Genomic DNA, 12208 nt, shown 5'->3' on the forward strand with positions numbered 1-12208 from the left:
GCCCGGTGCGACTGCTTGGAGCGAGTTGGCGTCAACCAGAAAGGCAGGCCCACATCGTGGGCCTGCCTTTGTACTACATCACTTCGGGGGCATGCGGATGGCGCCGTCCAGGCGGATGGTCTCGCCGTTGAGCATGTCGTTGGTGATGATGCTCTGGACCAGCTTGGCGTAGTCTTCCGGACGGCCCAGGCGGGCGGGGAAGGGGATGCTGGCGGCCAGCGAGTCCTGCACTTCCTGCGGCATGCCGAAGATCATCGGCGTGCCGAAGATGCCCGGGGCGATGGTCATGCAGCGGATGCCGGTCTTGGCCAGGTCGCGCGCGATGGGCAGCGTCATGCCGGCGACGCCTGCCTTCGACGCGGCGTAGGCCGCCTGGCCGATCTGGCCGTCGAATGCGGCAACCGAGGCCGTGTTGATCATCACGCCGCGCTCGCCGGTGGGCTCGGGGGCGTTGGCGCTCATGGCCTCGGCGGCCAGGCGCATCATGTTGAAGCTGCCGATCAGGTTGATCGACACGACCTTCTGGAACAGGTCCAGCGGATGCGCGCCGTTCTTGCCCACGATCTTGGCTGCGGGCGCGACGCCCGCGCAGTTGATCAGGCCAAACAGCTTGCCGAGCTCGCCGGCGGCGGCCACGGCGTTCTTGCCGTCGGCTTCCTGCGTCACGTCGCAATGCACGTAGCGCTGGCCCAGTTCCTTGGCCAGGGCTTCGCCCGGGGCGTCCTGCACGTCGGCGATGACGACCTTGGCGCCGTTCTCCACCAGCATGCGCACGGTGCCTGCACCCAGGCCGGACGCGCCGCCCGTAACGATGAATACCTTGTTCGCGATTTCCATGTATCTACCACCAGATCAGTTCAAGGGAAGGGAAGCGGCGCGGCGGGGCGCCGAATGCGACAAGGCCTTCGGGCCGGAGCCGGAACGCATTGCGTCCGGCCGGCGCCGAAGGCCTTTGGGCCATCGAGGCGCCAGATCAGCTCTTGACGGCCTCGAACAGGCGCGACTTGATTTCGTCGACGGCGCCCACGCCCGAAATCTTGCGGTACTTCGGGGCCAGTCCGGCGTCCTGCTGCGCCCAGGTCGAGTAGTAATCGACCAGGGGGCGGGTCTGCTCGCGGTAGACGGACAGGCGGTGGCGCACGGTTTCCTCGCGGTCGTCGTCGCGCTGGATCAGGTCTTCGCCGGTGACGTCGTCCTTGCCTTGCGCCTTGGGCGGGTTGAAGCGCACGTGGTAGCTGCGGCCGCTGGGCTGGTGCACGCGGCGTCCGCTCATGCGTTCGATGATGTCTTCTTCGGGAACTTCGATTTCCACCACGTAGTCCAGCTTGACGCCGGCGCTCTTTAACGCGTCGGCTTGCGGGATGGTGCGGGGGAAGCCGTCGAACAGGTAGCCGCTGGCGCAGTCGGGCTGCTTCAGGCGGTCTTGCACCAGGCCGATGATGATCTCGTCGGAAACCAGACCGCCGGCGTCCATAACCTTTTTGGCTTCAAGACCCAGAGGGGTGCCCGCCTTCACGGCGGCGCGCAGCATGTCGCCGGTGGAGATCTGGGGAATGCCAAAGTGCTGCGTTAGAAACGCGGCCTGGGTGCCTTTGCCGGCGCCGGGGGGTCCGAGCAAGATGAGACGCATGAGTGCTCCTGATGGGGTTTATTTTTTGTGATCCGGGGGATTATGCCGCAACGCAGCAGCCAATGCGGGGCTGCGCCATGGGAAATAACCCTTATATCTGTTTGCTGTAGATCAAGCGGACGCGTTCCAGGTCCGCCGGGGTATCGACACCCGCGGCAGGAGCGCTGGACGCCCGGTGGACGACGATAGCGTGGCCATGTTCCATGGCGCGCAGCTGCTCCAGCGATTCGAACCGTTCCAGCACGCCTTGCGGCAGGGTCGGGTAGCGGCGCAGGAACGACGCGCGATAGGCGTACAGGCCGATGTGATGCCAGGCGGGCAGGCCGTCGGCCAGCACGCGTTCGCCGGACGCCAGCGCGTCGCGGGCCCAGGGGATGGGCGCGCGCGAAAAGTACAGCGCGCGGTCGTCCGCGGCGCAGACCAGCTTCACGACGTTGGGATTGAACAGCGCCTCGGCGTCGGCCAGGGGGCAGGCGCAGGTGGCGATGTCGGCCTCGGGGCAGGCCCGCAGCTTGGCCGCCACCGCGTCGATGAGTTCGGGCTCGATCAGGGGTTCGTCGCCCTGGACGTTCACCACGATGGCGTCATCGGGCAGGCCCAGTTGTTCAACCGCTTCAGCCAGCCTGTCGGTGCCGGTGGGGTGGTCGCCGCGCGTCATGAGCGCCCGCAGGCCATGCGCCTGGACCGCCTGCTGGACGCGGACGTCGTCGGTGGCGACATAGAGCTGCGAGGCGCCGGACAGGGCGGCGCGCTCGGCGGTGCGCACGACCATGGGCTTGCCCGCGATGTCGGCGAGCGGCTTGTCGGGCAGGCGGGTCGAGGCGGTGCGCGCCGGGATGATGGCGATGAAGCTCACGATGCGGCGTTCAGTGGGAAGCGGGGGTGTCGTCCAGCACGCGGGCTTCCGATTCCAGCATGACGGGAATGCCGTCGCGCAGGGGGAAAGCCAGGCGGTCGGCGCGGCAGACCAGTTCGGCTTGCTGCCGGTCGTGTTCGAGGCGGCCCTTGCACAAGGGGCAGACGAGGATGTCGAGAAGGCGGGATTCCATGACCGGGATTCTAAAACAGTTTCCGCTGGGACAGGACCCGCCGGAGGGCGGAGAAATCGCGTCCGCGCCTTGTCCGGGGCGTCCGCTTTATCTTCGTTTGTAGGTTGCTGATATGTTTTGAATCAAGTGGCGCGGCCAAGCCGGCGTTTTTCTAGGACCGCGCGGGGCGGCGCAGCGCCTGCGCCAGCCAGTCGAACAGCTGCGGGTCCGAGAAGCCGGCCCGCACCGGCACTTCCCACAAGCGCGGGTCGTCCAGCGCGGCGCATTTGATGGCGTCCTTGGACGTGACCAGGATCGTGTCCGCCTTCAGCGTCTGGAACGGCGTCACGGCGTAATCGTGGTGGTCCGGCAGCGCCAGGGTGGTTTCCAGCGTGATGCCGGCGGCGCGCAGGGTCGTGAAAAACCGTTCGGGGTTGCCGATGCCGGCCGCCGCCGCGATGCGCGGCAGCCCGGCGAAGGCGGGCAGGGGGCGGGTGGCGCGGCCCTCGACCTGCCTGGCGTCTCCCGGTTCCAGCCACATGCGGACCTGGCGCGGGCGGCCGCCCGCGCCGGCGGCGTCCGGCGTGCCGGCGGGCGTGCCGATATTGGTCACCACCGCGTCCACGTCGCGCAGCCGGCTGGCCGGTTCGCGCAGCGGCCCGGCGGGCAGCAGGCGGCCGTTGCCGACGCCGCGCTCGTCCTGCACGACGATTTCGATGTCGCGGGCCAGCGCCAGGTGCTGCAGGCCGTCGTCGGACACGATCACGTCCACCTTGGGATGCGCCCGCAGCAGGGCCTGCGCGGCCAGGGCGCGCTTCGGGTGGATGGACACGGGCGCGCCGGTGGCGCGCGCGATCAGCGCGGGCTCATCGCCGAACCGGGCCGCTTCCAGCGAGCCCAGCCCGACGCGGGCATGCGGACCGACCTTGACGCCATAGCCGCGGCTGACCACGCCCGGCGTGAACCCGCGCGCGCGCAGGCCTTCGACGGTGGCGATCACCATGGGCGTCTTGCCGGTGCCGCCTACGTAGACGTTGCCGATCACGACCACGGGCACGGGCGCCCGGTAGGCGGCCTTGCTGCCGGCCAGATACTGCGCGCGCTTGCGCGCCACCGCCCACGCGGTCAGCGCGGACAGGGGACGCAATGCAGTGGAGAGCCAGCCGCCGTGCTGCCATTGGCGTGCCAGCAGCGATGGCGAAGCGCGTTTGTCGGTCACCGGGCGGTCTGGGCGGCGAAATTGACGCGGCCGATGCCGGCCAGCCGGGCCGCTTCCATGACGTTGATCACGGACTGGTGGGTGGCCTGCGCGTCGGCATTGATGATGACCAGCGGTTCGGTCTTGCCGGCGGCGGCCTGGCGCAGGACGTCGGCGATCTCGGGCGGCGTGGAGACGTCGATGAGCGTGCCGTTGAGCGCAAAGCGTCCGTCCTGGCTCACGGCCACTTCCAGCGCCGGGGGCGTGTCCTGCTGGGTGGAAGCCTCGGGCAGCGTCACCTTCAGCTGGGTGAACCGCGCGAACGACGTGGTTGCCGCCAGGAAGATCAGGATGACCAGCAGGACGTCGATGAGCGGGATCAGGTTGATGTCCAGCTCGTCGCGCTCGCCCCGGGAGCCTCGGAAATTCATGAACGGCCCTCGCGCGCGCCGGACGTGGGGGAGATGGCGCGGATCAGGCGCGAGGCGGCCTGCTCCATGGCGCTGAGGTAGCCGTCCACGCGGCCGCGCAGGTAGCGGTGCGCGATCATGGCGGGAATGGCGATGAGGATGCCGAAGCCGGTGTTGTACAGGGCCATCGAGATGCCGCGCGCCAGCTGGGCCGGGTCGCCGCCGCCGGGCGTATAGGAGCCGAAGATCTCGATCATGCCGACGACGGTGCCGAACAGGCCCATCAGCGGCGCGACGACGGCGATGGTGCCGATGGCGGAGATGTAGCGGCTGAGGTCATGCGCGACTACCCGGCCGGCGTCCTCGACCACGTTGCGCAGCTCTTCGCGGGGCAGGTGGCGATGGCGCATCACCTCGGCCAGCACCCGCCCCAGCGGCGAGTTGCGTTCCAGCCGGTGGATCGATTCGGGGGTGTCCTGATGGTTGCGCAGCATCTCCACGACCTGGTCGTTCAGGCCGCGTGGCAGGATCAGGCTTCGGCGCAGGGAAAGGAAGCGCTCGAAGATCAGCGCCAAGCCCAGCACGGATGTCGCCAGCAGGGGCCAGATCGGCCAGCCGGCCTCGCGCAAAATGGAAAGCAAAGCGTTCAACTCCTGGGGAGCCGGGGCGCGCCGGGCGGCGCGCGTTGGCGTCTGAACAAGCCGAAACTGTAACGGTGCGGCGGACTTGTGGCAAGGCGGGACGATCCCGAAACTATCCACAGAATCTGTGGATAATTCTGTGCAAAACTTCGCCGGAACGCTTATGGACACAGGGCGCGCGCTTGTTTGCTTCAATTTCGCGCACCGTAATTGATGTAAAAACGCCATAAAAATCAACTGCTTGCACCGAGAATGCTGGCTGTCTGGGCAGTTGCTGCAATTTCCTGGGGACGCGGTATCATGGCGCCCCGCTACGTATGCCCTGTGGACAGGTATGCATCGGAAAGCCTCATGACAATTGAATTTGCAGTCACAAACAACGCGTTTACGCGGGATATCCTGACGGTTGCCCAGCTGAACCAAGCCGTGGGGCAGTTGTTGGAGCGCAGCATCCCGGCGTTATGGGTGCGCGGAGAGATTTCCAATTTCACGCAGGCGGCTTCCGGGCATTGGTACTTCACGCTCAAGGACAGCCGCGCCTCCGTGCGGGCTGTCATGTTCCGCGGCCGCGCCAGCGCGGTGGGTTTCGTGCCCAGGGCGGGCGACCAGGTGGAAATCCGGGCCCGGGTTTCCCTGTACGAGCCCCGCGGCGACTACCAACTGCAGGCCGACGCCATGCGCCGCGCCGGCCTGGGCAACCTCTATGAGGCCTTCCTGCGGCTGAAAGAGCAACTGGCGTCCGAAGGCCTGTTCGATCCGGCCCGCAAGCGCGACCCCGTCCGCCTGCCGCGCGCGATCGGCGTGGTCACCTCCCTGCACGCCGCCGCGCTGCGCGACGTCCTGTCGGCGCTGGCCCGCCGCGCGCCCCAGGTGCCGGTCATCATCTATCCGGCGCCGGTGCAGGGCGCGGACGCGGCCGCCAGGCTGGCCGCGCAGGTGCGGATGGCCAACCAGCGCGCCGAGGTGGACACGCTGCTGCTCGTGCGCGGCGGCGGCAGCATCGAAGACCTCTGGAGCTTCAATGACGAGGATCTGGCCCGCCAGGTGGCGGCCAGCGAGATTCCGGTCATCAGCGGCGTCGGGCACGAGACCGATTTCACGATCGTGGACTTCGTGTCCGATGTGCGGGCGCCCACGCCGACGGCCGCGGCCGAGCTGGCCTGCGCGCCGCGCTCCGAATTGCTGGGCCGGGTCATGCAGGCCGCCCAGTCGATGGCGCGCGGCCAGCAGCGCAGGCTGGAGCGCGCGGCCCAGCGCCTGGACCGGGCGGCCGCGCAACTGGTGTCCCCGGCCCAGCGCCTGGAGCACCAGCGCGAACGGCTGAACAGTCTGCGCTTCCGCCTGGCTTCGGCCTGGTCCGCGCCGCAAGGCCGCCGCACCGCGCGCGTCAACCTGCTTGCCCAGCGGCTGACGCATCGCGTCCCGGATACGGGCCGCGCCGCCGACCGCCTGGCCGGCGCCGTGCGGCAATTGGGCCTGGCCCATGCGCGCCTGCTCGTCCAGGGCCGCAACCGCCTGGCTGCCGCCACCGGGCAACTGCGCGCGCTGGATCCGGGCAATACGCTGGCGCGCGGATATGCGATTGCCCGCGATGCCGAAGGCCGCATCGTGCGCGATGCCGGCGGCCTGTCCGCCGGGCAGGCGCTGGACCTGAGCTTTGCGCAGGGCGGCGCCCAGGTCCAGGTCCAGCAGACTCGCAAGACGCGCGACGCCACCTGATGTGAACTGCGTCGCATGTGTCCGTTAACCCCGCGCGGACGCGGGGTTAACGCGGTATCCTCATTAGTTGCCGATACAATTGAACGGCTTGATCGTGCACTCAACAGAAGGAACCATCACATGGCACATACTCTTCCCCCCCTGCCTTACGAACTGGACGCGCTGGCTCCGCATATCTCCAAGGAAACGCTGGAGTTCCACTACGGCAAGCACCATCAGACCTACGTCACGAACCTGAACAACCTGATCCCGGGTACGGAATTCGAAACGCTGTCGCTGGAAGACATCGTGAAGAAGTCCTCGGGTGGCATTTTCAACAACGCCGCCCAGATCTGGAACCACACGTTCTACTGGAACAGCCTGGCCCCCAAGGCTGGCGGCGCACCCTCGGGCAAGCTGGCTGACGCCATCAATGCCAAGTGGGGCAGCTTCGACGCTTTCAAGGAAGCGTTCAACAAGTCGGCAGCCGGCAACTTCGGTTCGGGCTGGACCTGGCTGGTCAAGAAGACCGACGGCACGGTCGACATCGTCAACACCAGCAACGCCGCCACCCCGCTGACGACGGCCGACACGCCGCTGCTCACCTGTGATGTCTGGGAACACGCCTACTACATCGACTACCGCAATGCCCGTCCCAAGTACCTGGAAAACTTCTGGGCACTGGTGAACTGGGAATTCGCCGCCAAGAACTTTGCCTGACCGGCAAGCGCAGGCGAGCACGCGGCGCCAGCGCCGCTGCCCCTGACAAGAACCCCTCGCACACGCGAGGGGTTTTTCTTTTTGCGCGGAAAAACAGCGTTTCAAAACCCTGTCGATTGTCGATTTCATTGCCGCGAAGTGACGAATAAACACCCTTTTTTTCAGGGTTATCCCTAGGAAATCCGCCCGCTATCGTTGCCACCGGTCTGCGACTGAACCACGGGGCCCACGACTGCGGCATGCCCGCCATAAACCGGGGTAATTACAGGGAAGGGAAGCATGTTGCGGTTATTTTCGGGGTTGCGCATTGGCGCTCGTCTGACGGGCGCGTTTCTGCTGGTGGCGGTGATAGGAGGAGCGATCGGGGCCTTTGGCGTCTGGGGGCTGGCCCGCATCAATGACATGAACGACCGGCTTTACGACACCGAGCTGCGCGGCATCTCGGACATGAAAGAGGCCAACATCAATCTAATCTACGCGGGCCGCGCGCGCAGCGGCTACCTGGCCGCGTCCACGGACCAGGAGCGCCAGGCGCTGCGCAAGCAGTTCGATGACGCCGTCAAGACCATGGACGCGCTGCGCGAAAAGGCCAGCGCGAACTTCTACGCGGAAGAGGGCAAGCGCTTGCTGGCGCAGTTCGCCGAAACCGAGGCGATCTGGAAGCGCGAGTCGGCGGCGTTCTTCGACGCGGCGCGGTCGCAAGCCTTGACGCAGAGCGATCCACGCGTGGCCGAGATCGAGAAGCGCGTGATCACCACGTCCGAGAAGCTCGACAGCCTGATGACGAGCCTGGCGGTGGGCAAGGAGAAGACGGCGGCGCAGACCGTGCAGGAAGGCACGGACCTGTACGGCACGGTGCGGGCAGTCATGATCACCCTGGCGGTGGCGGGCGTGGCCATCGGCATGCTGCTGGGGTGGCTCGTCACGCGCGGCATCGTGCGTCCGCTGGACCAGGCGGTCAAGGCCGCCCGCCAGGTGGCCGCGGGCGACCTCACCACGGATATCCGGGTCGCCACGCGCGATGAAACCGGCGACCTGATGGGCGCGCTGAAGGCCATGAACGAAAGCCTGGCCCGCATCGTCAAGGACGTGCGCGACGGTTGCGAGAGCATAGCCTCGGCATCCTCGCAGATTGCCCAGGGCAACTCCGACCTGTCGCAGCGCACCGAAGAGCAGGCCTCGTCGCTGGAAGAGACCGCGGCGTCGATGGAAGAGCTGACCAGCACCGTGCAGCAGAACGCCAGCAACGCCAGCGAGGCCGACCGTCTGGTCAGCCAGGCGTCCAGCGTCGCCGTCCGCGGCGGCGAGGTGGTCGAAGGCGTGGTCCAGACCATGAGCGCGATCTCCGACAGTTCGCGCCGCATCGCCGATATCACGGGCGTGATCGACGGCATCGCCTTCCAGACCAACATCCTGGCGCTCAACGCCGCCGTGGAAGCGGCGCGCGCGGGCGAACAGGGCCGCGGCTTTGCCGTCGTCGCGGGCGAGGTGCGCACCTTGGCGCAGCGCTCGGCGGTCGCCGCCAAGGAAATCAAGGCCTTGATCGACGAATCCGTCACGCGCGTCGAAGGCGGCACGCGGCAGGTGGACGAAGCCGGCCGCACGATGCGCGAAGTGGTGGACAGCGTGCGCCAGGTCGCAACGCTGGTGCGCGAGATCGCCAGCGCTTCGGAAGAGCAGTCGTCCGGCATCGGCCAGGTGAACCAGGCCGTGGCGCAGATGGATGCGGTGACCCAGCAGAATGCCGCGCTGGTGGAAGAGGCGGCCGCCGCTGCCGCCAGCATGCAGGAGCAGGCCGGCCGCCTGGCGCAGGAAGTGCGCCGCTTCAAGGTCGACGCGGGCGGCGGCTCCGCGCAGGAAGCCCAGGCCCGGCTGATGCAGGCCCCGCGCAAGCCGGCGGCATCCGCCGCGCGGCCGGTAGCGGCGCGGCCCGCCCTGGCGCGCGCGTCGGAAGACGACTGGTCGGCGTTCTGACCGGCGCCTTCGGGGCGGCGGCGCGATGACCGCGGTTCAGGCTGCGGGCGAGGCGGGAGTGGTATGGTTAGCCACCTCCCGCCGCCTTCGCGCCGACCATGAGCCTGCCCGACCCCTTACGCCGGATCATTGCCCGCACGCGCCGGCTATCGCGCCGCAAGGTGCGCCAGATCAATCGCCTGTCGCGCAAGAGCATGCAGTTCGGACTGCTGCTTGGGGGCGCCGCCCTCGTGGCCCTGATGTCGCTGGGCTTTACCTATCTGGCCGACAAGGCGCTGGACTGGAACCGCCAGTGGGTGGCCTACAACGGCTGGCTGGCGCTGCTGGTGACGCCGCTCAGCCTGGCCGCCTTGCGCTGGCTGACCCTGCGCTATGCGCCCAATGCGGCCGGCAGCGGCATTCCCCAAGTCATCGGCGCCCTTTCCCTGCCGCCCGGCCCCAGCCAGAAGAGCCTGGTGTCGCTGGGGCAGACGCTGTGGAAGATTCCGCTCGCATTCTTCGGCATGCTGGCCGGCGCCTCGATCGGCCGGGAGGGGCCGTCGGTGCAGGTCGGGGCGGCCCTCATGCTGTCCTGGGGCGAATTCTGGAAGCGGCGCGGCGTGCAGCTGCGGGGCTTCCATGCCAATGAACTGATCGCCGCCGGCGCCGCGGGCGGCCTGGCGGCCGCCTTCAATGCGCCGCTGGCGGGCGTCATCTTCGCCATCGAGGAACTGGGACGGGGCACCGTGCTGCGCTGGCAGCGGCTGGTGCTGATCGGCGTGCTGGCCGCGGGCTTCCTGGTGGTGGCGGTGATGGGCAACAATCCCTACTTCGGGACGTTCGGCGGCGCGCCGCTCGCCCAGAACATGCTGATGTGGATCGTGATCTGCGGCGCGCTCAACGGCGCGCTGGGCGGCATCTTCGCCCGCTTGCTGGGCAAGGGCCCGGCGGGCGCGGCGCCGCTGTCCTGGCGCGCCTGGATACGCGCCCATCCCATCTGGACCGCCTTCATCATGGGGCTGGCGCTGGCCGTCATCGGCCTGTGCACCGCCGGCAGCGTCTATGGAACCGGCTATGCGGCGGCGGCGGATCTGCTCAACGGCAAGGAATCGGTGCCGGCCGGCTTCGGGCTGGCCAAGCTGGCGGCCACCGTCGCGTCGTATTGGGCGGGCATTCCCGGCGGCATCTTCACGCCGGCGCTGACCACCGGCGCGGGCATCGGCCATCACATCTGGCAACTGGCGGGCGAGGGCGTCGACCAGCGCGTGCTCGTCCTGGTGTCGATGGCCGCCTTCCTGGCCGCGGCCACGCAGGCGCCGCTGACCGCCAGCGTCGTGGTGATGGAAATGACGGGCAGCCAGCCCATGCTGTTCTGGCTGCTGGTGGGGTCGCTGCTGGCTTCCGGCGTGTCGCGCCAATTCTGCCCGCAGCCCTTCTATCATCTGGCGGCGGGGCGCTTTCGCCGGCAGGCCGTCGTGGACGCGGGGCGGGCCGCCAAACCCGCAGCGCCCTGAAATCGTGCATCATTGCCCCATGGGCGCGCGCGCTCAAGTGAACAGCCATTGGACACTGTCCGTGCTGCGGACATCCTGACCATGCACCAACTTGGCGCGAAAGCGCTGCGTTAACATCGATCGATCCCGTTTTTCCTCACTTCACTCCGAGCTTCTCATGACCGTGAATGCCTTTATTTGTGATGCGATCCGCACTCCCTTCGGCCGCTACGGCGGCGCGCTGGCTTCCGTGCGCCCCGACGATCTGGCTGCCGTAGCCATCAAGGCCCTGGTGGCGCGCAACCCCGGCGTGCGCTGGGAAGAACTGGACGACGCCATCATGGGCTGCGCGAACCAGGCCGGTGAAGACAACCGCAACGTGGCCCGCATGGCCACGCTGCTGGCCGGCCTGCCCATCGAAGTGCCCGGCGCCACGGTCAACCGCCTGTGCGGTTCGGGGCTGGACGCCATCGGCGGCGCCGCGCGCGCCATCCGCGCCGGCGAAGCCGGCCTGATGCTGGCGGGCGGCGTGGAAAGCATGAGCCGCGCGCCCTTCGTCATGGGCAAGGCCGACAGCGCTTTCTCGCGTAGCGCCGCCATCTATGACACCACGATCGGCTGGCGCTTCATCAACAAGCTGATGAAGGCGCAGTACGGCGTGGACTCGATGCCCGAAACGGCCGAGAACGTCGCCGACGATTTCAACATCAGCCGCGCCGACCAGGACCTGTTCGCCTTGGCCAGCCAGCAAAAGACGGCCCGCGCCCAGAAGGAAGGCTTCTTCGACGCCGAGATCGTGCCGGTCTCGATTGCCCAGAAAAAGGGCGACCCCGTCATCGTTTCCAAGGACGAGCACCCGCGTGAAACCACGCTGGAATCGCTGGCCAAGCTCAAGGGCGTGGTCCGCGAAGGCGGCAGCGTCACGGCCGGCAACGCGTCGGGCGTGAACGACGGCGCCGCCGCGCTGCTGCTGGCCGACGAAAAGGCCGCTGCCCGCCACGGCCTGACCCCGCGTGCGCGCGTCGTGGGCATGGCGACCGCCGGCGTTGCGCCGCGCATCATGGGCATCGGCCCGGCGCCCGCCACGCTGAAGGTGCTGGCCCAGACCGGCCTGACGCTGGACCAGATGGACGTGATCGAGCTGAACGAAGCGTTTGCCGCCCAGGGCCTGGCCGTGCTGCGCCAGCTGGGCATTGCCGACAATGACCCGCGCGTGAACCCCAACGGTGGCGCGATCGCCCTGGGCCACCCGTTGGGCGCCAGCGGCGCGCGCCTGGCCACCACCGCGATCAACCAGCTGCACCGCACCGGCGGCCGCTATGCGCTTTGCACGATGTGCATCGGCGTCGGCCAGGGCATCGCGCTGATCATCGAGCGCGTCTGAGCGCCGTTCCCGCCGCCAAGCCGGGGCGGGAATGAAAAGGGAGCCCCGCGGGG

The 12208-nt window shown here is 68.2% G+C and carries 12 protein-coding genes; 5 read left to right on the top strand and 7 right to left on the bottom strand.

Translation table 11 applies throughout. The features are described from left to right. Positions 1–78 precede the first annotated feature (78 nt). From ACFWP0_RS24055 to ACFWP0_RS24085, 7 genes are all read right to left on the bottom strand, one after another. Entirely contained in the window at positions 79–837 is a 759-nt protein-coding gene (locus ACFWP0_RS24055) for a 3-hydroxyacyl-CoA dehydrogenase (protein WP_377846359.1), read from the bottom strand. 136 nt (positions 838–973) lie between these two features. Beyond that, the gene (adk, locus tag ACFWP0_RS24060) at positions 974–1630 is read right to left on the bottom strand and encodes an adenylate kinase (protein WP_377846361.1); all 657 of its coding nucleotides are present in this window, start codon (positions 1628–1630) and stop codon (positions 974–976) included. Between the two features lie 91 nt (positions 1631–1721). Further along, complete coding sequence (kdsB, locus tag ACFWP0_RS24065; RefSeq protein WP_377846363.1) at positions 1722–2486, bottom strand: 3-deoxy-manno-octulosonate cytidylyltransferase; 765 nt, start codon at positions 2484–2486, stop codon at positions 1722–1724. 10 nt (positions 2487–2496) lie between these two features. Further along, on the bottom strand, positions 2497–2679 hold the full coding sequence (locus tag ACFWP0_RS24070; RefSeq protein ID WP_377846365.1) for a Trm112 family protein: 183 nt from the start codon (positions 2677–2679) through the stop codon (positions 2497–2499). A gap of 151 nt (positions 2680–2830) precedes the next feature. After that, positions 2831–3877 carry a tetraacyldisaccharide 4'-kinase gene (gene lpxK / locus ACFWP0_RS24075; RefSeq protein ID WP_377846367.1) on the bottom strand — a complete coding sequence of 349 codons (1047 nt, stop codon included), beginning with the start codon at positions 3875–3877 and terminating at the stop codon, positions 2831–2833. Continuing rightward, positions 3874–4287: an ExbD/TolR family protein gene (locus ACFWP0_RS24080; protein ID WP_377846369.1), complete on the bottom strand. Its 414-nt coding sequence runs from the start codon at positions 4285–4287 to the stop codon at positions 3874–3876. The genes lpxK and ACFWP0_RS24080 overlap by 4 nt, the downstream gene beginning before the upstream one ends. Continuing rightward, complete coding sequence (locus ACFWP0_RS24085) at positions 4284–4907, bottom strand: MotA/TolQ/ExbB proton channel family protein (RefSeq protein WP_377846371.1); 624 nt, start codon at positions 4905–4907, stop codon at positions 4284–4286. Before ACFWP0_RS24085 ends, ACFWP0_RS24080 begins: the two co-directional genes overlap by 4 nt. A 351-nt stretch (positions 4908–5258) precedes the next feature. On the opposite strand from ACFWP0_RS24085, the gene xseA reads away from it, so the two are divergent. The 5 genes from xseA to pcaF all read left to right on the top strand — a co-directional run bounded on the left by xseA (position 5259) and on the right by pcaF (position 12155). Then, entirely contained in the window at positions 5259–6626 is a 1368-nt protein-coding gene (gene xseA / locus ACFWP0_RS24090) for an exodeoxyribonuclease VII large subunit (protein WP_377846373.1), read from the top strand. 120 nt (positions 6627–6746) lie between these two features. Further along, a complete protein-coding gene (sodB, locus tag ACFWP0_RS24095) occupies positions 6747–7325 on the top strand; it encodes a superoxide dismutase [Fe] (RefSeq protein WP_346518911.1) in 579 nt (192 codons plus the stop codon). A gap of 279 nt (positions 7326–7604) precedes the next feature. Next, positions 7605–9299: a methyl-accepting chemotaxis protein gene (locus ACFWP0_RS24100; RefSeq protein WP_377846375.1), complete on the top strand. Its 1695-nt coding sequence runs from the start codon at positions 7605–7607 to the stop codon at positions 9297–9299. A gap of 98 nt (positions 9300–9397) precedes the next feature. Beyond that, on the top strand, positions 9398–10792 hold the full coding sequence (locus ACFWP0_RS24105) for a chloride channel protein (protein ID WP_377846377.1): 1395 nt from the start codon (positions 9398–9400) through the stop codon (positions 10790–10792). A 157-nt stretch (positions 10793–10949) separates the two neighbouring features. Further along, positions 10950–12155, top strand: coding sequence for a 3-oxoadipyl-CoA thiolase (pcaF, locus tag ACFWP0_RS24110; protein ID WP_377846379.1), 1206 nt, complete (start codon positions 10950–10952; stop codon positions 12153–12155). Positions 12156–12208: the final 53 nt, after the last annotated feature.

Origin of the sequence: Achromobacter sp. NPDC058515 (genome assembly GCF_042721735.1) — a bacterium.
Classification (GTDB): Bacteria; Pseudomonadota; Gammaproteobacteria; order Burkholderiales; family Burkholderiaceae_B; genus Achromobacter.

Bases quoted from the DNA above. Each gene is read 5' to 3' on its own strand.
- xseA (WP_377846373.1), top strand. From the start codon at position 5,259: ATGACAATTGAATTTGCAGTCACAAACAACGCGTTTACGCGGGATATC.
- adk (WP_377846361.1), bottom strand. From the start codon at position 1,630: ATGCGTCTCATCTTGCTCGGACCCCCCGGCGCCGGCAAAGGCACCCAG.
- sodB (WP_346518911.1), top strand. From the start codon at position 6,747: ATGGCACATACTCTTCCCCCCCTGCCTTACGAACTGGACGCGCTGGCT.
- ACFWP0_RS24070 (WP_377846365.1), bottom strand. From the start codon at position 2,679: ATGGAATCCCGCCTTCTCGACATCCTCGTCTGCCCCTTGTGCAAGGGC.
- ACFWP0_RS24055 (WP_377846359.1), bottom strand. From the start codon at position 837: ATGGAAATCGCGAACAAGGTATTCATCGTTACGGGCGGCGCGTCCGGC.
- pcaF (WP_377846379.1), top strand. From the start codon at position 10,950: ATGACCGTGAATGCCTTTATTTGTGATGCGATCCGCACTCCCTTCGGC.
- ACFWP0_RS24105 (WP_377846377.1), top strand. From the start codon at position 9,398: ATGAGCCTGCCCGACCCCTTACGCCGGATCATTGCCCGCACGCGCCGG.
- ACFWP0_RS24100 (WP_377846375.1), top strand. From the start codon at position 7,605: ATGTTGCGGTTATTTTCGGGGTTGCGCATTGGCGCTCGTCTGACGGGC.
- ACFWP0_RS24080 (WP_377846369.1), bottom strand. From the start codon at position 4,287: ATGAATTTCCGAGGCTCCCGGGGCGAGCGCGACGAGCTGGACATCAAC.